Source organism: Nitrincola sp. A-D6 (assembly GCF_000764495.1).
Classification (GTDB): domain Bacteria; phylum Pseudomonadota; class Gammaproteobacteria; order Pseudomonadales; family Balneatricaceae; genus Nitrincola.
The window spans coordinates 1-25,727 of sequence record NZ_JRLB01000008.1 but is presented as its reverse complement, the minus strand read 5'-3'; the positions used below and the strand labels follow the sequence as shown (position 1 = coordinate 25,727).

Below are 25,727 nucleotides of genomic sequence, written 5' to 3'. Positions count from 1 at the left end.
CAGCCAGATACCCCGACTTTTGGCACTCTGAAGAATAGGGGAAAATAACTCTTCCTCATCACTGACACCAGACATGTGCTTTAAAGTCATGTCGGAATCATCCTGAGTAATTTCAATAATATCGGCAATGTTCAACTGCCCTACCAAGACCCCCTCAGCATTGGTTACCGGCGCGAAATAAAGTTCCCTGGCCTGAGCACTGAAGCGGCGTCATTGACCTTCATAGTGTCATTCAGGGTGAAGGCCTTGTACATGAACTCATCTACCAGCGAATCCTGATTCTGTTTAACCAGATCAATCAGGGTAATCGTACCCAGCAGGCGCTTATCCTTATCTGTCACCATAATTTCCTGTGACTCATCATCCAGCAACTTATGAATACGTACAAAGCGCTGTACGGCTTCCAGAGTTACGCCCTGCTTGACATTGACGGTTTCCGGGTCCATGTAACGACCAACGGTATCTTCGTCATACGCCTGGAGCACCTCCACCTGAGAGCGGATAATCTCGTCAAGTGACTCATAGACCTCTGTTTTAAGGTGGTCTTCGACTACATCAAGTACTTCGGCTACTTCCTGCGCATCCAGTCCTTTGACCAGCTCAGTGACATCAGCCACCGACATATCGGTCATGTACTCTGTACGGATATCCTCAGCCACTTCAGCCAGCACTTCACCGAGCTGGCTATCCGGTACGGCTAACCAGATCTGATGGCGTTGATTGGCAGGGAAGGATTCCAGCCAGCGCGCAAGATCAGCAGATTCTTTATCTTCCAAGGCACGACAAAGACCTGAGTGATCCTCAGCTTCAATCAATGCCTGCAAATAAACCAGCTGCTCTTCAGCTGATGAAAACTGCGTTCCTTCGTGCATGAAAACCCTCTATCTACACAAAACTGATTGAAGTGGAATGCTGTATTCCAGCATTACGACCAGAAGCTCCGCTGACTGCTATAGCTCAGGAGGAAACCGTTTCACGATACCAACTGGTGCCTTCACGACTGTCTTTCAACACCACGCCTTGATCAAGAAGCGTCTGTCTGATCCGATCAGCACCTGCATAGTCCTTGTTGTCCCTGGCTTGTTTACGTGCATCTATCAAGCTTTCGATCTCTGCCGCACTGATCTCACCGGCTTTATCTTCCCCCTTGAGGAACTGATCCGGACTCTGCTGCAATAACCCCAGCACTCCGGCAAGACGTTTCAGCTCCCCTGCCAGATGCGGCAGTAATGCAGACTGCTCACGTTTTGCGCTATTCAATTCATTCACCAGCTCAAATAACACCGCCAGCGCTTTCGGAGTATTAAAATCATCATCCATCGCCTCACAAAAACGCTGCTGGTAGGCTGGATTAACCCCCTGTGGTTCAGCGGCAAGCTCAACACCCTGCAGTGCCTGATAGAAACGCTCCAGGGCAGAACGCGCCTCAGTCAAGCTGGATTCTGAATAATCGATATAGCTGCGATAATGTGCACTGGTTAGAAAATAGCGCACCACTTCCGGGTTATAGGCTTTCAATACGTCACGAATGGTAAAAAAGTTATTCAACGACTTGGACATTTTTTCCTGATTCACCCTGACGGCACCCGCATGCATCCAGTAATTGGCATAGGTACAATCATTGGCCGCTTCGGACTGGGCTATCTCATTTTCATGGTGTGGAAACGGCAAGTCCGGCCCGCCACCATGAATATCCAGGGTGGTGCCTATGCAGCAACGCGACATGGCTGAACACTCAATATGCCAGCCCGGACGCCCATCTCCCCAGGGGGAGGACCAACTGATCTCGCCAGCCTTGGCCGCTTTCCAGAGCACAAAATCCAGTGGGCTTTCTTTCAAGGCATCAACTTCCACACGCGCACCTGAACGCAGCTCTTCGATCTGTTGACCACTGAGCTTGCCATAGCCATCAAACTTCTCGACACGGTAATATACATCACCATTGTCAGCCCGGTAAGCAAAGCCTCTATCAATCAAGTCAGTGATAAACACAATGATATTATCCATGTGCGTGGTGACCCGCGGCTCATGGTCCGGGCGTAACACTGACAGGGTCTGTTCATCCTCATGCATTGCGGCGATCATCCGCTGAGTCAGATGTTCAACGGTTTCGCCATTTTCGGCCGCCCGGCGCATGATTTTGTCATCCACATCGGTGATATTGCGGACGTAGTTGACCTCCCAGCCAGACCAGCGTAAATAGCGGGTGATCACATCAAACGACACCATCACCCGTGCATGCCCAATATGACAATAATCATAGACCGTTACACCACACACATACATGCCGATTTTCCCAGCTTGCAAAGGTTCAAAGGGTGTTTTGGAACGTGTCAGGGTATTGTATATCTGTAACATGCTATGCACTCTTGATCTTGATATGGCCTCTGACTGCGACACAGCCAGAGCACGGATTATATAGGATACAGGTTAACCCAAGGTTAATTCAGTCGGATAATGCCAAGCTGCGCCCGGCCCAGCAGACTGGTCTCACGCGTGACGACGAGATCACCCTCATGCCACATAATAGCTTCCCACTGCCCCATCGGGTTAAGCTGATGATAACTGGCTTGACTCCAGTCTGGCTGTCCGTCTGTGACCGGTAACAACCAGATAAACGCGGATGTATTTAAAAACCCCAGCCGATAGCCAATTAATGCCAGTTGCTGTGTTTGCGGATTATAATCTGCGCCGGTAATCAGACCTCGGACTGGATACTCGGCATGACTGATAGCCTGCTGAGCCTCAGCATGCTTGTTCAGACGATACAGGCGGGTGTTATTGTTCTGCCAGTTCTTGGTTAGCAGCCAAAGTTCATCACCTACTACTGTCAGCGCTTCACAGTCATTATTATGAGCACGCAGATTACGCTCAGGCTGCGTATCGGCCAGGCGAACATTGAGCCGTTGTGAAGCCACCACACCACGATCCCGAGCCGCATCCAGCTCATCCCAGGCTACTTTATAAATCTGAATCCAGATCCGATCACCCAGGTTATTGCCGCAATCAGCAATATAGAGGTAATCATCATCCTGAGCCAAGGCTTCCCAGTCGTGATTGACTGATTCCAGCGGATGTACGCGACGGTTAATCTGCTCACCCGAGGCACTCAGCTCAAATAACATGGCATCATTACCGCTATCGTTATGCGTCCAGACATGTCCATTGCGATAGGCCAGACCTGAGCTTTCATTAACGGCGTCCGCTAATCCGGCCAGCGCCTCGATGGTTAAACGATCTGGCAGTTCAGGATAAGCCTGACTGACAACCGCCTCGAAGGGGTCAGATTCAGCGTTTGCCTCAAACGGCTCAGAAACAAACGCCTCATCTGACTCACCGGAATCGACCGGATCGGGCTTAATTGCCGGTTCTGCACAGGCTATAAGCCCGAGCTGAACAGCCACAAGCAGAATCAGACGCCAACTCATCAGCCTTTCTGAATCTTCGCCCAGGAGTCACGCAGAGTAACGGTACGATTGAACACCAACTGATCAGGCGTTGTGGCTTTATCTACGCAGAAATAGCCCAAACGCTCAAACTGTAAATTGGTTTCGGCTACCGCTGTTGCCAGCCCAGGCTCAGCACGACAACCAGTTAATACCACCAGAGATTCAGGGTTAATGTAATCCAGGAATGTTTTCTCTTTATCAGCTTCCGGATTGGCTTCTGTAAACAGACGATCATACAGACGCACCTCACAGGCCACTGAGTTATCTGCATTCACCCAATGAATCACGCCATTGGCTTTATAACCCTCAGGATTGGCACCTCGGGTGGCTGTATCATAGCTGCACTTAAGCTCAACAATCTGCCCTGAAGCATCCTTGATTACTTCCTCGCAACGGATCACGTAGGCACCACGCAAACGCACCGCCTCGCCTGCAGCCAGGCGCTTCCACTTACGTGGCGCCACCTCTTCAAAGTCTTCCTGCTCGATGAGCAAATTACGGCCAAAGCTCACTTTACGGCTACCCATCGTGTCATCTTTCGGGTGTGCGGGTAATTCGAACCACTCCTCTTCCCCTTCCGGGAAGTTGGTAATGGTCACTTTCAACGGCTGTGTCACACACATGGCGCGTGGGGCATTGGCATCGAGGTCATCGCGAATGGCTGATTCCAGCATCGCCATATCCACCACACCATTGGAACGGGTGACCCCGATCATGTCACAGAAATTACGAATAGCTACCGGCGTATAACCACGACGACGCAGACCGGAAATCGTTGGCATACGTGGATCATCCCAGCCGCTGACATGCTGCTCATCGACCAGTTGCTTGAGTTTGCGTTTACTGGTGATGGTGTAGTTCAGATTTAACCGGGCAAACTCATACTGGCGCGGAATCACCGGTACTGGAAGGTTGGCGATCAGCCAGTCATATAATGGCCGGTGATCTTCAAACTCCAGGGTACAGATGGAATGAGTAACCCCCTCTAACGCATCAGACTGTCCATGAGCAAAATCATAAGAAGGATAAATTTTCCAGCTATCACCACTTTGGTGATGGTGCGCATGACGAATACGATAGATCACCGGATCACGCAGATTGATATTCGCTGCCGCCATATCAATTTTAGCCCGCAGCACACAACTGCCTTCAGGTAGTTCGCCGGATTTCATCTGTGCAAACAGTGCCAGATTTTCTTCAACTGTGCGTTCCCGATATGGACTATTGCACCCCGGCTCCGTCAAGGTGCCACGGTATTCGCGCATCTGTTCCGCATTCAGGTGGTCCACATAGGCTTTGCCTGTGTTGATCAGGTGTACCGCCCAGTCATGCAACTGCTGAAAGTAATCCGAGGTGTAACGTATCTTGCCAGCCCACTCAAAACCCAGCCAGCGCACATCTTCAACAATTGAGTCGATATACTCCTGACTTTCCTTCTCCGGGTTAGTGTCGTCAAAACGCAGATTACACTCCCCGCCGAACTTTAATGCCGTACCAAAGTTCAGGCAGATGGATTTGGCGTGACCTATATGCAGATAACCGTTCGGCTCTGGCGGAAAACGGGTAGTGACTTTGCCATCATTAAGGTTGTTCTGCAGATCCTGTTCAATGATCTGATGAATAAAATTAGTGGGCTTTACGCTGTCATGCTTGGTCATAGGGGCAACTTATACTGGCTGATGAAACGGATAGCGGTTCAGCTATCACTGACATTAACCGACTATTATAAACTGACTGCAGCTGCTAAAGCACGGCCCAGCGTAGCCGATTGAACATTAAAACGACTGAAAATTGTATTAGTTGAGATGCAGCAAACTTCTACTTGCGTATAATAGTGGCCTTACTCAGCACAACAGGATTTAAACGATGATCATTTTGCACACTAACCACGGCGACATCACCCTTGAACTGAATCATGAAAAAGCGCCTAAAACAGCCGCTAATTTTGCATCCTACGTGGAAGATGGCTTTTATAACGGCGTTATTTTTCATCGTGTCATCGATGGCTTTATGATTCAGGGTGGTGGATTTGAACCCGGTATGCTGCAAAAAGACACCAAAGACAGCATCGAAAATGAAGCCGACAACGGCCTGACCAATGATACCGGCACCATCGCCATGGCCCGTACCATGGACCCTCATTCAGCATCAGCCCAGTTCTTTATCAACCTGTCAGATAACAGTTTCCTTAATCACACCGCCAAAACCTCTCAGGGTTGGGGTTATGCCGTGTTTGGTAAAGTGATCGAAGGCATGGATGTTGTTAATAAAATCAAACAGGTAAAGACTACTTCTCGTGCAGGCCACCAGGATGTTCCGGCTGAAGACGTTATCATTGTCTCAGCTGAGATCGTGGAAGCGCCGAACGCCGAGTAATCCATCAATTTATGTCGTTAATACTGATATCTGATATCCACCTGCAGCCCGGCCGACCGGATTTATCGGCCGGGCTCAGCCGCTTCCTCGACAACCTTGATCGCGATTGCCAGCAGCTTTACCTGCTGGGCGATCTGTTTGAATACTGGATAGGTGATGACGCCCCCCTGCCAGGAGCTGAACAACTGGCCGAGCAGTTGCGAGGTTTGAGTGATCGCGGCATGCAGTTGTTTTTTCAGGCGGGTAACCGGGACTTCCTGGTGGGCCAGCAATGGCTCAAACAGGCTGGCACGCAACTACTGCCGGAAGCCTTTAAGCTACGCTTTCCTGACGGCGTGATGACGTTACTGATGCACGGTGACCAGCTCTGCAGCGATGACACGGCCTATCAGACGTTTCGCCAACAGGTTAGAGATCCGGCCTGGCAACAGGCATTTTTACAGAAATCAGTGGATGAGCGTATCGCCATTGCCGAACAACTGCGGATGGAAAGTAAAAAACAGGGTGCCGCAAAAGCTGAAGCGATCATGGATGTCAGCCCCGCTACGGTGCAACAAGCCATGGAAAAAGCCGCCGTCAGTCGCCTGATCCACGGCCATACGCACCGCCCGGCTGTTCACCCACTGGCACTCACCAGCGGCACGGCCGAGCGCATGGTACTCGGTGACTGGGATAAACAAGGCTGGTATATCAAGGCCGATACTCGCGGCACCCAATTGATCTCTTTCGAGATCTGATCCGGATTCTGGCGTGTAGCTATTGCAACGCTACCGGGGTTCCGCTGTGAAAGCGGAACTCCTCATCCTCAGCTTCAATCAACTCCCGCTCGACTTCACAGAAAAAGGCGATGCGTTCATCAATCGGTTCGCCCGCATATTCACGTGCCAGGTGCAGATAATCCTGATAGTGACGTGATTCGGACTTCAACAGAGAACGGTAGAACTTTCCCAACTGCTCATCTAAAAAAGGCGCCAGCTTGGCGAAGCGCTCACAGGAACGCGCTTCTATCAAAGCACCGATAATCAGCACATCGATCAGCCGCCCCGGCTCTGATGTTCTGACATGCTTTCTCAAACCGCCGGCATAGCGTGAAGAGGATAAATGGTCATACACCATCCCCCGCTCCTGCATGATCGCCAGCACCTGCTCAAAGTGAATCAACTCTTCCCGCGCTAACCTGGACATCTTATTCAGCAGATCAGGACGATCCACATAACGAAACATCAACGTCATCGCGGTGGATGCGGCTTTCTTTTCACAGTGCGCATGATCGGTCAACAGCAAGCAGAGATTTTCTGGCTTTACGGCTTCATCGATCCAACGATCAGGGGTTGCACAAGGAAGGAACTGGTGAATTTCATCAAGGGCGGTCATTATGATCCTGCGGTTGGTATTTCCGAAAGGCCAGTATTATAACCTTGCGGAAATACGCAATCCAACTAAGAAATCATTTTGACCTTATTTTTGACATGGCTTTTTTAACTAAAGGCAGTCCCAGTGATAACAAGGCTATCAGCAACAAGGTTAGTGATATGGGTTTTTCAATAAATACACCCCACTCTCCACCAGAGATTTGCAGGGCTCGTCGCATAGATTCCTCCATCAAGGCACCAAGAATTAGCCCCAGGATAAGTGGTGCGGCTGGAAATCCATGCAAACGCATCGCCAAGCCGATCAAACCAAACACCAGCAACAGTATTAGATCAAAGCTACTGAAGCTCAGACCATAGACCCCCACCATACAAAAAATCAGTATGAGCGACAGCAACAGTGGACGAGGTGCATCCAGAATACGCGCTATATAAGGAATCAATGGCAGATTCAGCACCAATAGGAAAATATTACCAATATACATACTGGCAATAACCCCCCAAAACACATCCGGACGCTGCTCCAGCATCATCGGTCCCGGTGTGACACCCATAACCAGCAGCGCACCCAGTAGCACCGCTGTAGTACCTGAACCTGGTACACCCAGAGTCAGCAAGGGTACAAACGACCCACCACAAGCGGCATTATTGGCTGATTCTGGTGCAGCCACCCCTTTGATATTACCCTTACCGAAAGTATCGCCATCTTTAGCTATGCGTTTTTCCATGCTGTAGCCCAAAAACGAGCCTATGGTGGCTCCAGCACCAGGTAATACACCGGTAAAAAAGCCCAGCAACGAACTACGCCCTATAGGTGCCGCAATCTCTTTCACTTCCGACCGGGTCAGCCTAAGCGAACCGATTTCGTTACGTTTTTGAACTTTACCACCGCCTTTTAACAGCATGTAAAACACTTCAGCCAAGGCAAAAATACCCAAAGCTACTACCAGAAAATCGATACCCTCAATCAACTCTAAGCTATCGAAAGTATAGCGCTCCGTACCCGTCTGTAAGTCGATACCGACAATTGAAATCATCATGCCAACTATGGCGGCAATCAACCCTTTGGACAGTGATTTATCTGACAGACTGACCACAGCGGTTAAGCCTAATACCATCAGCGCAAAGTATTCAGCTGGACCAAAGCTTACCGCCACTTTAGATAGCAGCGGAGCGATCAGCATTAATCCGATAACGGATACTGTGCCACCGATAAAAGAAGCATAAGCGGCGATGGCCAGTGCTTTACCGGCCATCCCTTTTTGTGCCATAGGGTAACCGTCAAATGACGTAGCCACTGTGCCGGCAACCCCGGAGCATTCAGCAGTATCGATGAAGTCGAGCCCCCAAAAATTGCGCCATAATATACTCCCGACATCAAAATCAGGCCAGTTGCAGGTTGAGATTAAAAGTGATCGGTATCATCAGCGCCAGCGCACTAATAGGCCCTAATCCGGGCAGCATACCAATAATTGTGCCAGCAAACACACCGATAAATACATACATCAGGTTTACAGGGTCCAGCGCTATACTGAAACCAAAGATCAGGTTATTCAGGGATTCCATGATAGACCTTCTTATTATCTGAACTGGTAAGCATTAAAAGGGCAACACACCCTGAGGCAGGTAGATTCCCATGACCTTATTCATCAGCAAGTAAAGGGCCAGGACGACACCACCGGTTGTCAGCAAATTGATCCAGTGCTGGCGATATCCAAACCAAAATGCCAATCCAAAGCCAAGCAATGCAGAAGACAACAAAAAACCCAAAGGCTCAATCAACAACGCATAGGCCAGAACAGCCGCAGCAGCACCCATCACCTGGACAGCCGGTCGCTTCGATAGCGCGGCGTCCTCTGGTAAAAGCTCTGCAGCATCTGGAAAATCCACTTTGGTGGATGCTTGTTTGTCGAAAAAAAGCACGATGGACAATATCAATAATCCAACACCCAATATTTTTGGAAACGCATCAGAATCCACTGGGCGCGGTATAGGAAAAACCGGGATCTGAAAGGCCATCCAGATATAACCTAATGAAAAGACGAACAGAATTATTCCAATCAATTGATTAGCCGTTAAGCGTGCCATAGAGTCACCTTTTTATACGTCAGATAAATGCGTTGACTGCAATACGCTTCAGTCAACGCTGGCAATATGTCTAAGGTAACCTAGTTACGCAGCAGCCCCAGTTCACTCAGAACTGTCCGGAACTGTGTTAGCTGCATATCCAGAAATGCGCCGAACTCTTCGCTGTTCTGATAGGCATCCAACCAGCCGAGGCGTTCTGTTGCTTCTTTCCAGTCATCTGTTTCCATCATTCTGGCAAACAGATTTTCATAATAACGCAAGGCTTCTTCAGAGATATCCTTGGGTGCCATCACACCACGCCAGATATCAAAGGTGTAATCCAACCCTTGTTCCTTATAAGTTGGCACATCCAGACCCGGAATTCGTTCAGGTGAAGATACACCTAACGCACGTAATTCTCCGCTACCCAGTTGAGCTGAGGCCTCACCAGCACCCGTAATTACGGCTTCTACATGACCGCCTAACAAACTGGTCATGCTTCGCCACCCCCAGAAAAGGCAATATAGTTGACTGACGTTGCATTTATCCCTGCTGCCGCGGCAGCTCCGGCCATAGAGATATGATCCATTGAGCCTGCAGCTGAGCCACCACCAACACTTAAACGCGGATTTTCACTAATCGCATCAAATAAATCAGTAATGCTTTCATAAGGAGAATCTTTGGGCACCAGCACAATGGAGTAATCAGTGATCAGACGAGCTACGGGGGTAAAATCAGTATGATTAAAACGCGAAGTTCCTGCCAAAGGCACCAATATAATTGGAGGCTGGTGGCAAAGAGCTTGTGGTCGTTACCACTATCACGCGCTATCTGAGCCCAGGCAACTGCACCACCGCCACCTGGCACATTGATTGCTGCAAAGTTTTGATCAGCAAGGCCTTCTGTGCGTATTACATTTGCCGTGGTTCTAACGAGTGTATCCCAACCACCCCCGGGATTAGCCGGGGCAATAAATTCAACAGCTCGTGATGGTGTCCAGTCAGCAGCAGCTACACTGCCGATAAGACCTGTAGACAGCGTAATTGCAGTAGCCATCAACGTGAGGGTTTTGAGAGGTTTTTTTAATAGAGAATGCATAGAGCGCTCCGTTGTTTCTTATCATTTTATGGATAACCACGGATCAATCTAATTAGCTCGCTATTAGCTCACAACCTTGTGATCATAATTGATAAAAGCAGCATAAACGCCATTTTGCTCATTTTGTTCACGGGTACTGGAGAGCATGAATCATTAAGCCAGTAAATAACGTCGCTCAGGACGTCCAACCTCGCCATAATCCAATTCAGCCCTTACTTCACCTCGCGTTACCAGAAACTCCAAATAACGCCTGGCAGTTGATCGACTGACACCCGTCTGTTGCGCCAATGAGCTGGCTGTGTGCGCAACACCTGTGCCTAACCCGCCTTTAACTCGATCCAACGTAAGTGGATCAATCCCTTTGGGGAGTCGGCCTCCCTCTACCGGCACATAATCACTGCGAATCAACGCCCGATCCAGCATAGACTGTTCAAGTTCAGTATGTTGCTGCATCAATGCCCTTTCATCACCAAAGCGCTTCAGCATCTGCATCATCCGACTGCTCTCTATCGGCTTGATGAGGTAATCAAAAACACCTCCCCGAAGCGCCTCCTGAATGGTTTCAACTTCCTTTGCGGCTGTAACCATGACGATATCGAGAGCCCGATAACGTCGACGCAACTCCCACAGCAACTCCAGCCCTTTAACATCCGGTATATACGCATCCAGCAAAACCAGATCTGGCATGCACTCCTGTTGCTCCAAAAACTTCAGCGCTTCACTCGCCGTGTGACATATACCTGCCACAACAAAGCCATCAGCCTGATCAATAAACTGCCGGTTAATATCAGCCACACGAAAGTCATCTTCAATAATCAGCACTCGATATTCAGTCATTGATCTCCCGCCACATCTGCAATACTGATAAGGCTTTATCCAGGGTTACGACAAAACAGGCCCCGCCAAGCTCGCCCTCTTCAAGATAGATATTTCCTGCATAGCTATCCGTTATACGTTTGACTAAGGCCAAACCTATGCCACCGTGATTCCCAGATTTGGTTGAATACCCCTGTTGGATCAGTTGTTCCAGTGTGGTGGATTCAACGCCGGCACCATTATCTTCAACTTCAATCAACAACTGCTCACCCAGATCAGTAAAAAACAATCGCACTCTGGGAAGGGTGTCAGTCCTTTCCTCTGCTGCATCAAAGGCATTATCAATCAAATTGCTGAGAATTTTAAGTAAAGCATCCTGACCCTGTTGATGCAGCGTACTTTCGAGCGAACTGTCATTATCCATATCAAACTGTATATGCCGCAAACGCGCCTGATTCATCTTTGACAACAGCATGGCGCCTACAACCGGATTTTTAAGATGCTGCAGCACAAAGCGCACCTGATCCTGCTCGACCTGCCCTTCCTGGTGGATCAGTGCCAGCGCTTCATTAATTTTCTCCAACTGCAGCAGACCCGAGATTGTATAGAGTCGATTTGAAAATTCATGTGCCTGTTCACGTAAAAGATCAGCATCTGCATTGACCTGCTTCAGAGCCGCATTCAATTCGCGAATCTCTTGCTGACTACGAAAAGTGGACACGGCACCATCTACCTCTCCCTGAGGATTAAAAATAGGCACACGGTTTACGATTACTGATGTATCGCCAATCCAGAGTTCCTGATCAAACTGGCGTTTACCACTGGTTAGTACATCCTGAAGACGTGAATGTGGCACTAACTCATCCACTGGCATACCTTGAAATTCATGGTGCCCACTGATACCAAGTGTGCGCTGCGCTGACTGATTCAACAGGGTAATTCGACCCTCACGATTCACCGCAACAATACCCTCATGTATTGACTGAAGTATTGCTTCTTTCTCATTGATTAATCTTGCTATTTCATGCGGTTCCAAACCAAGAATAAGGTGTTTTATATGGGCCGAAATCCACACAGCACCGCCCAAACCCAGCAATACTGAGGTAGCAATCATCAGCCACCCCAGATAGAGCAAGCGCCCCACATCCTCAGATACCTGATCAACTAAAAAACCAACGGAGACCACACCGATTATATTCCCCTGTATATCCCTGACTGGAGTCTTTCCTCGCATAGCCTCCCCAAGCGTACCAGTTGCAAAAGAAATATAAGATTCACCGTAAAACAAGGCGGGTTCATTATCGCTGCCCACCATTTTCTGACCCAACCGTTCAGGAACCGGATGCGAGTAACGCACCTCATCGCGATTACCCACCACTACATATTCGGCACCAGTCTCCTGCCGAATACGTTCAGCAATTGACTGGATAATCATGGCTGGATCCTGGGTATCAAAAGCTGCAATCAATTCAGGTATCACTGCAACTGTTTTGGCCACACTTAAGGCGCGCAGTCCTATTTGCTCACTCAGAAGATCAGCTTTACTAAGGTTGAGATAAAGGCCCTGCATACCCAACATCAGAGCAATTAATGCACCGATTAACGCCAGAATGCGTGCACGCATAGTCAACATCTGATCCCTCCTTGATTAGCATACCGCTACTGATCAAACCATTATTTTAACCAGCACCTCTATAGCCCGAGCCATTTCCACATCATACTCCGCCTGAACTTTCAACAACTCACCATCAGGCAAAGTCAGACGAAGCTCCGCTGCATGCAACATCAACCGCTTCAACCCCATTGTGCGCATCTGTGCATTCGCTGCATCAACACCATACTTGGTGTCACCTATAATAGGATAACCACTAAACTGACTATGTACACGAATCTGATGGGTACGTCCGGTTAAAGGACAGGCCTCAACCAGCGTAGCCAGATCACCAAATCGGCGCAGTACCTGAAAATCAGTTATAGATTCTTTGCCATCTGGCTGCACCCGCACAATCCGCTCTCCAGATTTCAGCTCATCCCGTAACAAGGGTGCATTGATGCGTTGGCGACGGTTAGGCCACTTGCCACAGACAATCGCGTGATAGACTTTATGAATACGTTTCTCACGCAACCCCTCGTGCAGATAACGCAACATGCTGCGCTTCTTTGCTACCATAATGCAGCCAGAGGTGTCTCTGTCCAGTCGATGTACCAACTCAAGAAAACGCGCCTGGGGACGTATCTGCCGCAACGCTTCTATCAAACCATTATTGATACCACTGCCCCCATGCACAGCCAGCCCGGACGGCTTATTTATCACAATGAGTGCATCGGTTTCATACAGCACTGCCGACTCCAGATGCTCGGCCAAACTCCGCCCCACAGGTACAGGCTCATTTTGCTCTGGAACTCGGATAGGCGGAATCCGCAACTCATCTCCAGCATTGAGTTTATAGTCAGGCTTTACCCGCTTTTTATTAACACGGATCTCACCCTTACGCAGTATCCGATACACCAGGGTCTTTGGCACACCCTTGAGCTCGGTGCGTAAAAAATTATCGATACGCTGGCCATCCCTGTCATCAGCAACAGTAATAAAGCGCACACTGGGGCGAAGTGCTTGATCTTTGGTATCTGACATATTTTGATTCAGTCTCACTGATTGATGCGGTGTTGCTTTACTGATATATTCTACCGATGCTGCTAGCCGTTGGCTTTAGCTATTTTCGAATCAGGGCAACCGGTGACGTTTATATCTGAACTTTTTCAATCCATCGTTGCCTTTGTGCAAGTAGCATTAACTGATTTCATTTGAAATTAAAACAGAATTTGAAGTAACGCTTTCACCACCTTTGCAAGAGCGAGGGTCCGGTTGGAGGTGAAGATGCACGTTAACCCGGAAACTGCTTAAACGCAGACACAAGGCATATAGAATAACCACATTGGTTAACGTTTCCTTCACCGCCGACATGTTTGGCAGACACTGTCTGCCCTGCGGCTGCATTCGCCGATAGCGACAGCCGGTCACAAAGACTGGACTTTACTTACACCCGCTAGGCTCAAAGCGAACGGGGTGCAATGCGTTACGTTTTTGAGAACGCATAACAACATGAAAAGAATGCTGATTAACGCAACTCAATCGGAAGAGGTGCGTGTTGCACTTGTTGATGGCCAACGCCTGTATGATCTGGACATGGAATCGGATAGCCGTGAACAGAAAAAATCCAACATCTATAAAGCCGCATTACCCGGGTTGAACCCAGCCTTGAAGCGGCCTTTGTTGATTACGGCGCCGACCGTCATGGCTTCCTGCCACTGAAAGAGATCTCCCGTGAATACTTCAGTAAATCTCCTGAACGCGGACAACGCCCAAATATTCGCGAAGTCGTTAAGGAAGGCACTGAAGTTTTTGTGCAGGTCGATAAAGAAGAACGTGGCAATAAAGGCGCTGCGCTCACTACTTTTATCAGCCTCGCCGGTCGTTATCTGGTACTGATGCCAAACAATCCGCGTGCGGGTGGTATCTCCCGCCGTATCGAAGGTGATGACCGCGCCCAGCTTAAAGAAGCACTGTCCGGTGTAAAGGTTCCTGACAATATGGGTGTCATCATCCGTACTGCAGGTATCGGTCGCAGCAGTGAAGAACTGCAGTGGGATCTTGACTACCTGACGACGCTCTGGGATGCCATTCTCGAAGTTAACCAACGCAAAGCACCGTTTCTGGTGTATCAGGAAAGTGGTGTGGTTATCCGTGCCATCCGTGACTACCTGCGTGCCGACATCGGTGAAGTGCTGATCGACAGCCCGGAAGTCTATGAGCAGGCATTGCAGTTCGTACGCCAGGTCATCCCGACCTTCGAAAGCCGTATTAAGCTGTATAAAGAAGAAACACCACTGTTTAACCGTTTTCAGATTGAAAGTCAGATCGAAACCGCATTCGAGCGTGAAGTGCAACTTCCATCCGGTGGTTCTATCGTTATAGATCCGACTGAAGCACTGGTGTCCATCGATATCAACTCAGCCCGTGCAACACGCGGTAGCGATATTGAAGAGACAGCGCTCAACACCAATCTGGAAGCGGCAGATGAAATTGCCCGCCAATTACGCCTGCGTGATATTGGTGGCCTGATCGTCATCGACTTCATCGACATGACGCCAATCAAGAATCAGCGCGAAGTCGAAAACCGCTTGCGTGACGCACTAAAAGTGGACCGTGCCCGCGTACAGATGGGCCGTATTTCACGTTTTGGTTTGCTGGAAATGTCACGCCAGCGTTTACGCCCTTCCCTCAGCGAAACCCGTGGTAGTGTATGCCCTCGCTGTAACGGCACTGGGTTATTCGCGATACTGGCTCACTGGCTCTATCCATCATGCGACTGATCGAAGAAGAGTCCTCTAAAGACCGCACCTCACAGATCCGTGCGATCCTGCCAGTCAGCGTGGCTACCTTTCTGCTGAATGAGAAACGTGCTGAAGTGCATGCGATTGAACGCCGTCACGATGTTCAGGTTGTTATCGTACCCAATCCAAATATGGAAACACCTCACTACGAAGTCGTGAGACTACGTGATGATCATACTGTCGCCACAACAGACAACACTGGCTTCAGCAACAAGCCTGAACCTCAGCAGCAGGATGCCGATGACAGTGCGCGCAAACCGATAAAACGTGAAGAAGCCGCTGTAAAAACCATCACGCCACCTGAACGTAAGGTGTCCGTTACAACCGAAGCTCCTGCACAGCCGAGCCCATCCAATGCTCCCACAGTAAAAGCTCCGGAAAGTAGCGGCAGCTCGTTTGCACGCCGTGTAATGTCAACGCTGAAAACACTGTTTGTTGCACAACCCACGACAGCGACTACGCAGCAGAAACAGACTCCAACGCAAAAGCCAGCAGAAGAGCGTAGCAACAACAGTCGCACCGAAGCTGACGGGCGCCGACAAAATGCACGCCAGACTCAACAAGGTGATAAGCGCCGCCGTCGTCCTAAAGACAACGACAAACGCAGGGATCGTAGTCGTGATGAGCGTCAGGAAGAAGTCATCACTATTGAGCCGGAGCAGAACCTGCCACCTATAGGTGAAAAATCGACTCAAGATGACAATGCTACGCGCCCACGCCGTCGCCGTCGCAACAATGACAAGCGTCGACAGGATAAACCTGAAGCATCTGAACAGACGGTCACTGAAACCGAACTGAACAAACAACCACAGGATGTTACAGCCGCTACACAGGATACTGGCGCAGAGAAAGAGCATTCAGAATCCGAGAATAGCCGTAGTCGTCAGCGTGGGCGTCGTCGCCGTACCGGTGAGCGCAATGCAAAACGCACACTGACTGCAACCGATGAGACAGAATCAAATCTGTCAGATCCGGAACAGCAAATACAGGAAGCTCAGGAAGTTCAGGAAGCTGTTGCCTCCAAAGCCGAGGAGACTTCGGTAGATGCACCGCTGCAGATGGAAAATACAGCATTAGTGGAAGAGACAGCAGAACAGCTCGCAGAGCCGCTCAATGAGACTGAAGCAAAGGCTGAAATAATTGAACAACCCGCTCCAGCGGAAGCCCCTGCAGCGCCAGAACCAGCAGCGCCAGAACCAGCAGCGCCAGAAATTGACGAGACAGCTGATCACAAAGCGACCGACCTCACCTCTGAGACTCCAGAGACTACTGTAGAAACCACTGCGGATACTGAAATCACGGCCTCAGATGAGACAACGGAAATTGTTGAATCGGCACCTGAGATTGAGGTTGAACCAGAAGCTGAACCAGAAGCTGAACCAGAAGCTGAACCAGAAGCTGAGGTCAAGATAGCCAAAGAGGTTGCACAGGAACCTGCTGCCGAAGTAACGATTGATCTGGATACTGAAGAAGCATCCAGTGACGTTAAGGAAACGCTAACAGCACCTGAGGAGAGCATCCCTCAACCGCCGCCAGCCCGTCGATCTGGTCGTCGTGCTTCTAATGACCCTCGCTTAAAGCGGCGTCAGGCTCAACAAACAGAAGACAGCGATAGCAGTTCTTCATAATAGCCAAGGGCGGGTTTACCCCGCCCTTTCTATTGGTGCTCTGAATCAAGGATAGTAACGCGGCTCAGGCTCCAACCAGATTCCAAAAACAGCATGAACTGAATCGCTAATCTGCGTAGCCAGACTTTCAATTTGCTCCCGGTCACCACCACCATAATTGACCAGTACAAGAGATTGCTTGGCATAAACCCCCACTTTCTCGTAATGCTTACCCTTCCAGCCACAGGCTTCAATCAGCCAACCGGCTGCCAATTTGTAGCCACCAGCATCAGGATAAGCGACCAGATCGGTAAAATTCTGCCGGAGTATCTGGTATTTAGCCTGACTCACCCATGGATTTTTAAAAAAACTTCCAGCATTACCCAGCATTGCCGGATCGGGTAATTTATTCCGACGCAATTGACAGACCGCGTCAAATACATGCCTTGGTGTTATAACCTGAGAACCTGCCAACACTTCACAGGTTTTCTGCAGCGCCTGATAATTCAATACCAGGTGATCAGGATTAGTAAATAATTCAAATTCAACCGCTGTAATAATGTAGCGCCCCGGCTCAACGGACTTGAACAGGCTGTCACGGTAGTTGAACTGACATTCAGCTGAACTCAGTCGTGTAAACTGTCCTTGTAAGGTGTCATATACATCAACCCCTGTGACACGGTCTTTCAACTCAACACCATAGGCACCAATATTCTGCACAGGTGCTGCGCCAACCGCACCAGGTATCAGTGCTAAGTTTTCCAGACCATAATAACCCTGACTCAACAGCCAGGACACCGTCTCATGCCAGGGCTCCCCTGCGGCAACGCGCACACGAACATACGGCGGCTCCAGTGAAGTAATATCAACACCCTGAAGTTTGATTAGCGCAACCACACCGGGCACATGTGCAGACAACACCAGGTTACTACCGCCACCTAGCAGCAACCAGGGCAACTTATGCGCCTGACAGTAGTCTATTAGCAAGGGTAATTGTGACGGCTCAGTAATTTCAGTATAGCTGTCAGCAATACTACTGAAACCAAAACTGTTCAGTGCCTGCAACGATACCTGCTTCTGCACCTCAAGCATCAGCGACTGGCCTGTTGTACCAACCATTCACGGACCCGCTCCAGATCTTCCGGTGTATCTACACCTGTAGGTGGTGCCTCATCAGCGGGGGCTACATGGATCCGCACACCATTCCAGAGAGCGCGCAACTGTTCAAGACACTCAGTTTCTTCCAAGGCGGCTGGTGGCCAGGTCACAAAATCATTTAGCATGCGCACTCTATAAGCATATAGGCCAATGTGGCGCTGCCAGGAAAAACCTTGCGGCATCACCGACTGATCTCCTGACTGAAAGGCATTGCGCGGCCAGGGTAGCGTGGCACGGCTAAAATACAATGCCATCCCCTGACGGTCATTAATTACCTTGACGACATTGGGGTTGAGTAATGCCTCTATCGACTCAATCGGCTCTGACAGCGTAGCGATACCTGCTTCAGGTACTGCCATTAAATTATGTGCCACCTGATTAATAATACGTGGCGGTATCAACGGCTCATCACCTTGAACATTCACCACGATATCATCTGCATAAAAGCCCAGCAGCTGCACCACCTCCTGCAATCGGTCGGTACCTGATGGATGTTCAGACGAGGTCATGCAGACCTCTGCACCAAACTGCTTTGCTGCATTGGCTATACGCTGATCATCCGTTGCAATGATGACCCGCAACGCCTCACTTTCACAGGCACGTTCATAAACATGCTGAAGCATAGGCTTACCCAGTAAATCAGCAAGGGGTTTACCAGGAAAACGGCTGGACGCATATCGCGCCGGTATCACTACAGAAAATCCCATGGTTTTATTTCTCTTTCAGCCGCTCTTCTGTTGTCAGCGTTCGCGCCTCAGTTTCCAGCAATACCGGGATATCATCACGAATCGGATAAGCCAGACCACTGGCGCGACAGATCAGCTCATTTGAATCCTTGTTATACTCAAGTGGTGCTTTGGATACCGGGCAAACCAGTATATCCAGTAATTTCTTATCCATACAGATTACCTTTTTCATCTTGGACGACTGCAAGACGCTGCAGTAGTGACTGTTTAAAGCTATCCGGCAAAATGGCGCTGACCTGCAGCACCCAACAACCGGGACAATTGAACTGACGGCATTTTACCGCATCTTTTTCGGTCATGATGACTAAAGTGCCATCCGCCTGGCGTAAATCTTCTTCAACAAAGGGGTGATGATCTGCAAAAGGATGCTCCACAACCTGTAAGCCCAATGCTTCCAAGGTTGCAAAAAAACGTCCGGGATTGCCAATACCTGCAACCGCCGTGACAGGCGCTAAACCATGCGCTGATACCCATAGATCAACCGGCTGCATTTCCTGGGTGTGCAAATTCAAAAAAGCCGTCGCAGCCAGTTGAAATACCTGAGCATGCGCATGCTGCAACCCGGCACCCTCTCCATTCTGAAGGATAAAATCCACTTCAGACAGACGCTCAGGTGGCTCGCGCAACGCTCCCTCCGGTAAACAGCGTCCGTTACCCAGACCGCGCACACCATCAATAACCGCAATTTCAATATCGCGTGCCAGTGCATAATGCTGTAGCCCATCATCACTGATAACCAGATCACAATCATAGTGTGATAGCAGATGACGCACAGCAGCTGGACGATCAGGATCAATAACTACAGGCACCTGTCCTCGTGTTGCAATCAATAACGGCTCATCACCCGCCTGATGAGCGCTCTGCTGAGGTTCGACCAACCAGGGAAAGCAAGGTGGATTAGCGCCATAACCACGACTAACCACCCCCGGTTTATAGCCCTGGGATTTCAACAGTTCAATCAGTGCCAAAACAACCGGTGTCTTCCCGGTTCCACCAATATTAATATTGCCAACTACCAGTACAGGTACAGACGCAACCCAACTCCGCTCATTTTTACGAAAATCGTCACGCCGCCGCCGAGCCAGAAAAGTAAAAGCAGCTGACAAGGGCCGTAATAATTTTAACCAGGCTGCCTGCCTATACCAGGCGTGCTCCAGAATGGATTTCATCGGTCCGGGTCATCAGTAGCCAAGGATGATGGCTCTGCACTGTCCTGTGTTGTGATGCGCAGCTGAGAAAAACCTAACTGGCCGGCAACATCCATAGCCGACACCACCGCCTGATGCGGTGTTTGAGCATCCGCTGTGATAACAAAGGGAATACTGCGCCGCTCTCCGACCTCGATCTGCTCCGCGATAGCCTGGCGAAGCGTTTGTATCTGCGCATTTACCAGCGCTTGTCCATTGACGGAATATAGCCCTTCAGCGTTAATAACCACATCGATGCGTTCCTGCTCCTGCGCGACAGTCTGCGCCGAAGCGGCCTCAGGCAGACTCACTTCCAACTGGGTTTCACGTGTAAAGGTCGTGGTTACCATAAAGAAAATCAGCAATAGGAACACCACATCAATCAATGGCGTCAGATTAATACTGAGGTCTTCTTGTCGTTGACGAGAAAATTTCACCGGACGCTCCTGCTGTCACAGACTGTCATCACGTTCGCCATGCAACACCTCAACCAGCTTCACAGCTTCCTGTTCCATAGTAAGTACCAGGGTATCAATGCGGCGTTGAAAATAGCGGTGCATAACCAGCGCGGGTATAGCAATGGACAACCCGGCCGCCGTCGTAATCAGCGCTTCCGAAATACCGCCAGCCAATACATTGGCATTCCCTGTTCCCTGAATCATGATAGCAGTAAAGACCTTGATCATACCGATAACAGTGCCCAACAGTCCCAGCAAGGGTGTAATGACCGCGATGGTCCCGAGCGGGTTCAAATACCGCTCCAGCTCATGAATAACATGGCTGGCCGCTTCCTCGATACTGTCTTTCATAATCTCGCGACCATAGCGTGCATTACGCACACCTGCAACGATCACACTTCCCAGCGGACTGCCCTCTGAGATTGAGCGCAAACGCTCAGGCGTCATTTCACCACTGCGGATCAACTCCCAGACTTCAGCCAGCAGCCCCTGAGGAATCACTCGCGTTGTTTTCAAAAACCATAGGCGCTCAAAGCAGATCGCCATAGCAGCAATAGAACAAGCGATGATCGGCAACATAAGCCAACCACCCGATTTAATCAGTTCAAACACTCTGCAAGCCTCCCTATATCACCTGTTAACTCTACCATGAAACAAACAAAAACATCAGGTCAACCGCTTGTCCAATAACGTCTTTTTCGTTGCCTTTGTGCTGACTCCAGGCACTGGCCGATTTCAGCACTGAGTGTAATGGCCCCCATCACGGCTGTGTCGTATGCCTGAACGCCGCGTAGAGCAAACCGCTCAACCACTTCTGTGGCTGGATGGGCATAACGATTATTAAAACCGGCTGTATATATTACGGCCTCTGGTTGCAGCCGGTCTATGAAAACGCCGCTGGAAGAGGTGTTACTGCCATGATGCGCAGCAACCAGCCAGGTAACCGGTCTGAGACGATTGCTACGCATCAGGTCATACTCGGTTGCTACACGGATATCACCGGGCAGAAGCAATGTACAATCTGCACTACGTACTTCAAGCACACACGAGCGATCATTCTCACCGGCTGTACCTGAAGGCCCATCTGTCAAATAGCGAAAGCTGACTCCATCATATTCCCAGACCTGCTGCAGATGACATGATTCAAAACCGCGCGCCTGCAGCTGTAAGCTTCCTGACTCCTGTCGTCCTACTACCAGACTGGCATTCAAAGCAACTAAGCCACCGGCATGATCAAGGTCATTATGGCTGATCACCAGATGATCCAAAGCATCATAGTTACGCGCTTTGAACCAGGGTTCTATGGCATAAGGCCAGGCACTGCCGCCACCAAAATAACCCGGACCTGTATCATACATGAGTAGATGGTTATGCGTTTCAACCAGAACAGCAAGCCCCTGTCCGGCATCAAATACCAGAGCACGAAACTCACCCCTTGATGGCTTCTGCAACGCAGGCCAGATCAGCGGCACACATAACAGCAAGGCTATCCACTTCCATCGCCAGGGTACCGGAGCCAACAAGGCACTTAGCAAAGGCACCAGCAATAGCAATACAGTTGTTGAAGGGCTGGCGATGCTATGATGCCCCCCTGGCATCCAGGCTAATTGTTCCAGAAACTGCCAAAACCCATCCAGAAATAAAACCAGCACCCCGGCAACCCAGCCCCAGTCAAACATCATCCCTAACAAGAAAACTGGCAATAACATGATGAACAAAGAAAAAACCGGAACTGCCAGCAGATTAATGAGAGGGGCCACAGGACCAAATTGTTGAAACACCACTGCCATAACCGGAATCATGCCAATGAAAATGACCCACTGCGCCCTGAATAACTGCCCCAACCATCGCTTATGTCTGGTTTGATAACAGTCTGACAGGAACAGCAATAGTGCGACCGCTGCAAAGGACATCCATGCACCTGGCTGTATAATCGCCAGAGGCTGCAGAGTTAGAACCACTATAAGCGCAATACGCCAACGCATCCAACCGGAAAACTGTAGCAATCGCCACTCTCCTGCCAGAAACACGCAGACCATCAACCAGGCGCGTTGAACCGGCAAATTAAATCCAGCTATAACGGCATAACCCGTAGCAAATACAAAGGCCAATATTAATGGTAAAGCACGCGCGTATCTGTGACGTATCCCTGCCAGCAACAACAGACTGGTTAACAGGCGTCCTAGCAATAATCCAACACCCGTTATCACCGCAATATGCAACCCACTCACCACGAGCAGATGTGCTGTACCAGTTCGCTGCAGCACCTGCCAATGCGCATCCGTCATGGATGAACGATCACCCAGTGTAATGGCAGGTAATAACCAGGCAGCTTGTGTACCTGCAAAATTACGCCAAAGGTAGTCACGAAAATGCCCTCGGATTGACTGCAAACGCAACGCTTTCGATTGATGCTCTTTAATCTCCAGCAAAGTCGCACTGGCATCCCAGCCAGAACGCAGAAAATGCAACTCCAGATCAAAGGCATCCGGGTTTTGCAGAAAATGTGGTGTGCGTAACCTAAGTAAAAGCGTTAGCTTATCGCCGGCAGCTATTGAGCCAGCAAGGTCATTGTGCTGATGATATTGATTCACTCGAATGCGACGTAGTTGCTGTATTGCCGGGGCGGCATTGTCACAAGCCTTCACTGATAAAATAAAACGCGTTCGCCGATCAGTAAATTCAGGTAAACCCGCGACAACACCCTGACACAGAGCATCAGTGCGATCGAGGGTTTCCGGAAGGCGATGGTGTAACTGCCAGGCGCCATACATAGCAGCTACCAATACACCTGCAAGAAAACACAGAAGTATCTGGCGCAGGCGATAAACCCAGCAAAAAGGAAGAAGCAAAAGAAGCAGCCAGGCCAGCGAAAGCTGAGGCAGAAAAGTTACGCTCAACAGACCGGAAAGATAAGCGATCATCCTTGACCCTTGCTATTGGTTTGACTGGTGTAACACGGCATAATACTCAGGTAACCAATCCTTGATTAGCTGATTATGCCCCGCAGAATTCTAAAAAAATATATGCCAGATCCTCACTGGGTGAAAAATCACCCGCAGCTTAGCTGGTTAGGTGAACATATCAAAAACCCGGGACTTTGGCACCTTTCTCACCGTTCTGTTTCGTTGGCATTTCTGGTCGGAATTTTTTGTGCGTTCCTTCCTATGCCTTTTCAAATGGTTGTCGCTGCGATACTGGCCGTATTCATTGGTTCGAATCTACCCATATCGGTTACTCTGGTCTGGATTTCAAATCCAATCACCATGCCAGCCATGCTCTATTTTTCCTATCGTATCGGACAATTAATCTTGGGTGTTGGCGACAGTGCAGATGCCATGGTGTGGCACCTGGATACGCTTTACGATAATTTCAAGCATATCTGGCGCCCCTTATTGTTGGGCTGTTTGATCTCAGGGTTGATTGCCGGCGTTATCGGATTTATCAGTATTCGTATTCTCTGGACTATCCAGGTACGTCGCACCTGGATCAAACGAGGCCGGGAGCGCCTGAAACGTCAACAGCAAGACAAACAGAACAACCCGGATTAAGAGCCCGCTTGCTGCACCAAGCGCCCGTCTTCCAGTACAAACACCTGATCCATCCTCGCTGCCAAATTCAAGTCATGAGTCACCACTACAAACGCGATCCCCAGCGCCTGGTTCAAGTAATCCAGATAGCTCTGCACCTCCTCTGCCGTATGCCGGTCCAGGTTACCAGTGGGTTCATCCATGAGTACACAGGCGGGATGCGTTACCAGTGCTCGGGCAATGGCGACACGCTGACGCTCACCACCACTGAGCTGACCGGGCTTATGGCTACCCCTGTGACTCAACCCAACCTGTTGCAACAGTAATGATGCCGCATCACTGGCAACTGTCACAGACTCTCCCCGGATCAACAAGGGCATAGCAATATTTTCCAGCGCGCTAAACTCATGCAGCAAATGGTGAAACTGATACACAAACCCCAGCTTTTCATTACGGATACGACAACGCCGATTTTCTGACACTGCGTAAAGGGAGTCTCCCAGCAAAGTCACATCACCAGTATCAGGTTTTTCCAGACCACCCAAAATGTTCAGCAAGGTGCTTTTACCACTGCCGGAGCTGCCAACGATGGCCAGGCGCTGCCCTTTCTCAACATTGAAGTCAAGTTGGTTCAGAATCTCCAATGTCTGACCAGCTTCCTGGTAGCGACGACTGATCTGAGTTGCGCTTAGTACCTTGGTGTTATTCATAACGCAATGCCTCGGCCGGCTGTGTTCTTGAGGCCTTCCAGGCCGGGTAAAGTGTGGCAACGAAGCTGATCGACAAGGCTATCGTAACAATAGAGATTAAGTCACTCACTTGCACCTGAGATGGCAGATAATTGATAAAATAGACCTCAGCTGACAAAAACTCTATGCCCATCAGGCGTTCAAAGCCGGACACCAGATCACTGACCGTCAGCGCCAATATCACACCCAGCAGCAAACCTAGCGACGTACCAATAAAACCTATCACGGCACCCTGTATCATAAATATACGCATAATTATCGCCGGGGTAGCTCCCATAGTACGCAAAATAGCAATATCAGCGCGTTTATCTGTTACCACCATAACCAGCGTAGAGACAATATTGAAAGCCGCAACAAACACGATCAAAAACAGTAATAAGCCGATCATGCGCTTTTCCATCTGTATAGCCTGAAACAGATTGCCATGCGTACGCGTCCAGTCAGACACTTGCATGGGTCGAGCCAGCTCCGATGCCAACTCTCTAACCAGAAACGGCGCCTGAAACAGATCGTTAAACGCAACCCGCAACCCATCCACACTGCCTGCAGGCATGCGCTTCACACGGGCCGCATCTTCAATATGGATATAGGCCATACTGGAATCCAGCTCAGCCCCAACTGAAAATATACCGGCAACTGTAAAACGCTTCATTCGCGGTACGATACCGGCAATGCTGACGGATGCTTCAGGCAATACCAGCGTAATACGATCACCTGGCGC

24 protein-coding genes and 2 pseudogenes are annotated in these 25,727 nt (G+C 49.7%); 4 read left to right on the top strand and 22 right to left on the bottom strand.

Features of this window, described 5'->3' with window-relative positions; translation table 11 throughout:
- Positions 1-164: 164 nt before the first annotated feature.
- The 4 genes from LH51_RS21940 to LH51_RS01685 form a co-directional block, all read right to left on the bottom strand.
- Positions 165-872, bottom strand: a complete 708-nt coding sequence (locus LH51_RS21940) for a magnesium transporter MgtE N-terminal domain-containing protein (protein ID WP_235263416.1) — start codon at positions 870-872, stop codon at positions 165-167.
- 85 nt (positions 873-957) lie between these two features.
- Complete coding sequence (cysS, locus tag LH51_RS01695; RefSeq protein WP_200881833.1) at positions 958-2,358, bottom strand: cysteine--tRNA ligase; 1,401 nt, start codon at positions 2,356-2,358, stop codon at positions 958-960.
- Between the two features lie 83 nt (positions 2,359-2,441).
- On the bottom strand, positions 2,442-3,428 hold the full coding sequence (locus LH51_RS01690) for a hypothetical protein (RefSeq protein WP_052063347.1): 987 nt from the start codon (positions 3,426-3,428) through the stop codon (positions 2,442-2,444).
- Entirely contained in the window at positions 3,428-5,107 is a 1,680-nt protein-coding gene (locus LH51_RS01685) for a glutamine--tRNA ligase/YqeY domain fusion protein (protein ID WP_036519189.1), read from the bottom strand. The genes LH51_RS01690 and LH51_RS01685 overlap by 1 nt, the downstream gene beginning before the upstream one ends.
- Positions 5,108-5,315: 208 nt before the next feature.
- Between LH51_RS01685 and LH51_RS01680 the strand changes: the two genes are divergently transcribed.
- A complete protein-coding gene (locus LH51_RS01680) occupies positions 5,316-5,825 on the top strand; it encodes a peptidylprolyl isomerase (protein ID WP_036519187.1) in 510 nt (169 codons plus the stop codon).
- A gap of 11 nt (positions 5,826-5,836) precedes the next feature.
- Positions 5,837-6,562, top strand: a complete 726-nt coding sequence (locus LH51_RS01675; RefSeq protein WP_036519184.1) for a UDP-2,3-diacylglucosamine diphosphatase — start codon at positions 5,837-5,839, stop codon at positions 6,560-6,562.
- A 19-nt stretch (positions 6,563-6,581) separates the two neighbouring features.
- On the opposite strand, the gene LH51_RS01670 is transcribed toward LH51_RS01675, so the two are convergent.
- From LH51_RS01670 to rluC, 9 genes and pseudogenes are all read right to left on the bottom strand, one after another.
- Positions 6,582-7,199, bottom strand: coding sequence for a tRNA-(ms[2]io[6]A)-hydroxylase (locus LH51_RS01670; protein ID WP_036519182.1), 618 nt, complete (start codon positions 7,197-7,199; stop codon positions 6,582-6,584).
- 73 nt (positions 7,200-7,272) lie between these two features.
- Positions 7,273-8,761, bottom strand: a pseudogene (locus tag LH51_RS01665) (tripartite tricarboxylate transporter permease).
- Positions 8,762-8,794: 33 nt separating this feature from the next.
- Positions 8,795-9,283, bottom strand: coding sequence for a tripartite tricarboxylate transporter TctB family protein (locus LH51_RS01660; protein WP_036519179.1), 489 nt, complete (start codon positions 9,281-9,283; stop codon positions 8,795-8,797).
- Between the two features lie 80 nt (positions 9,284-9,363).
- Positions 9,364-9,759, bottom strand: a complete 396-nt coding sequence (locus LH51_RS23875; protein ID WP_327123965.1) for a Bug family tripartite tricarboxylate transporter substrate binding protein — start codon at positions 9,757-9,759, stop codon at positions 9,364-9,366.
- Positions 9,756-9,956, bottom strand: coding sequence for a hypothetical protein (locus tag LH51_RS23870; protein ID WP_327123964.1), 201 nt, complete (start codon positions 9,954-9,956; stop codon positions 9,756-9,758). The genes LH51_RS23875 and LH51_RS23870 overlap by 4 nt, the downstream gene beginning before the upstream one ends.
- A gap of 26 nt (positions 9,957-9,982) precedes the next feature.
- Positions 9,983-10,360: a hypothetical protein gene (locus LH51_RS23865; protein ID WP_235263415.1), complete on the bottom strand. Its 378-nt coding sequence runs from the start codon at positions 10,358-10,360 to the stop codon at positions 9,983-9,985.
- A 153-nt stretch (positions 10,361-10,513) separates the two neighbouring features.
- Positions 10,514-11,197 carry a response regulator gene (locus LH51_RS01650; protein ID WP_036519176.1) on the bottom strand — a complete coding sequence of 228 codons (684 nt, stop codon included), beginning with the start codon at positions 11,195-11,197 and terminating at the stop codon, positions 10,514-10,516.
- Positions 11,190-12,809: an ATP-binding protein gene (locus LH51_RS01645; RefSeq protein ID WP_081960615.1), complete on the bottom strand. Its 1,620-nt coding sequence runs from the start codon at positions 12,807-12,809 to the stop codon at positions 11,190-11,192. The genes LH51_RS01650 and LH51_RS01645 overlap by 8 nt, the downstream gene beginning before the upstream one ends.
- 33 nt (positions 12,810-12,842) lie before the next feature.
- Positions 12,843-13,811, bottom strand: a complete 969-nt coding sequence (gene rluC, locus LH51_RS01640) for a 23S rRNA pseudouridine(955/2504/2580) synthase RluC (RefSeq protein ID WP_052063346.1) — start codon at positions 13,809-13,811, stop codon at positions 12,843-12,845.
- A gap of 468 nt (positions 13,812-14,279) precedes the next feature.
- On the opposite strand from rluC, the pseudogene rne reads away from it, so the two are divergent.
- Positions 14,280-17,199: pseudogene (gene rne, locus LH51_RS24580) on the top strand (ribonuclease E).
- A 45-nt stretch (positions 17,200-17,244) separates the two neighbouring features.
- On the opposite strand, the gene murB reads toward rne, so the two are convergent.
- The 7 genes from murB to LH51_RS01600 are packed head-to-tail and all read right to left on the bottom strand — an operon-like array spanning position 17,245 to position 23,651.
- On the bottom strand, positions 17,245-18,297 hold the full coding sequence (murB, locus tag LH51_RS01630; protein ID WP_235263414.1) for a UDP-N-acetylmuramate dehydrogenase: 1,053 nt from the start codon (positions 18,295-18,297) through the stop codon (positions 17,245-17,247).
- Positions 18,270-19,043 carry a 3-deoxy-manno-octulosonate cytidylyltransferase gene (gene kdsB / locus LH51_RS01625; RefSeq protein WP_036519174.1) on the bottom strand — a complete coding sequence of 258 codons (774 nt, stop codon included), beginning with the start codon at positions 19,041-19,043 and terminating at the stop codon, positions 18,270-18,272. Before kdsB ends, murB begins: the two co-directional genes overlap by 28 nt.
- A gap of 4 nt (positions 19,044-19,047) precedes the next feature.
- Entirely contained in the window at positions 19,048-19,236 is a 189-nt protein-coding gene (locus LH51_RS01620) for a Trm112 family protein (RefSeq protein WP_036519173.1), read from the bottom strand.
- Complete coding sequence (gene lpxK, locus LH51_RS01615) at positions 19,229-20,251, bottom strand: tetraacyldisaccharide 4'-kinase (protein WP_036519171.1); 1,023 nt, start codon at positions 20,249-20,251, stop codon at positions 19,229-19,231. The genes LH51_RS01620 and lpxK overlap by 8 nt, the downstream gene beginning before the upstream one ends.
- Entirely contained in the window at positions 20,248-20,706 is a 459-nt protein-coding gene (locus LH51_RS01610; RefSeq protein WP_036519168.1) for an ExbD/TolR family protein, read from the bottom strand. The genes lpxK and LH51_RS01610 overlap by 4 nt, the downstream gene beginning before the upstream one ends.
- Positions 20,707-20,721: 15 nt before the next feature.
- Positions 20,722-21,339, bottom strand: a complete 618-nt coding sequence (locus LH51_RS01605) for a MotA/TolQ/ExbB proton channel family protein (RefSeq protein WP_036519166.1) — start codon at positions 21,337-21,339, stop codon at positions 20,722-20,724.
- 59 nt (positions 21,340-21,398) lie between these two features.
- A complete protein-coding gene (locus LH51_RS01600) occupies positions 21,399-23,651 on the bottom strand; it encodes a DNA internalization-related competence protein ComEC/Rec2 (RefSeq protein WP_036519163.1) in 2,253 nt (750 codons plus the stop codon).
- Positions 23,652-23,771: 120 nt separating this feature from the next.
- Here LH51_RS01600 and LH51_RS01595 point away from each other — a divergent pair, with 120 nt between their 5' ends.
- Positions 23,772-24,278 (top strand): DUF2062 domain-containing protein, encoded by a 507-nt coding sequence (locus tag LH51_RS01595; protein WP_235263413.1) that lies wholly within the window; start codon positions 23,772-23,774, stop codon positions 24,276-24,278.
- On the opposite strand, the gene LH51_RS01590 is transcribed toward LH51_RS01595, so the two are convergent.
- Positions 24,275-24,967 carry an ABC transporter ATP-binding protein gene (locus LH51_RS01590; RefSeq protein WP_036519157.1) on the bottom strand — a complete coding sequence of 231 codons (693 nt, stop codon included), beginning with the start codon at positions 24,965-24,967 and terminating at the stop codon, positions 24,275-24,277. The genes LH51_RS01595 and LH51_RS01590 overlap by 4 nt on opposite strands.
- Positions 24,960-25,727, bottom strand: a 768-nt coding sequence (locus LH51_RS01585) for an FtsX-like permease family protein (protein ID WP_036519154.1), incomplete at its 5' end; no start/stop codon positions are given. The genes LH51_RS01590 and LH51_RS01585, both read right to left, overlap by 8 nt.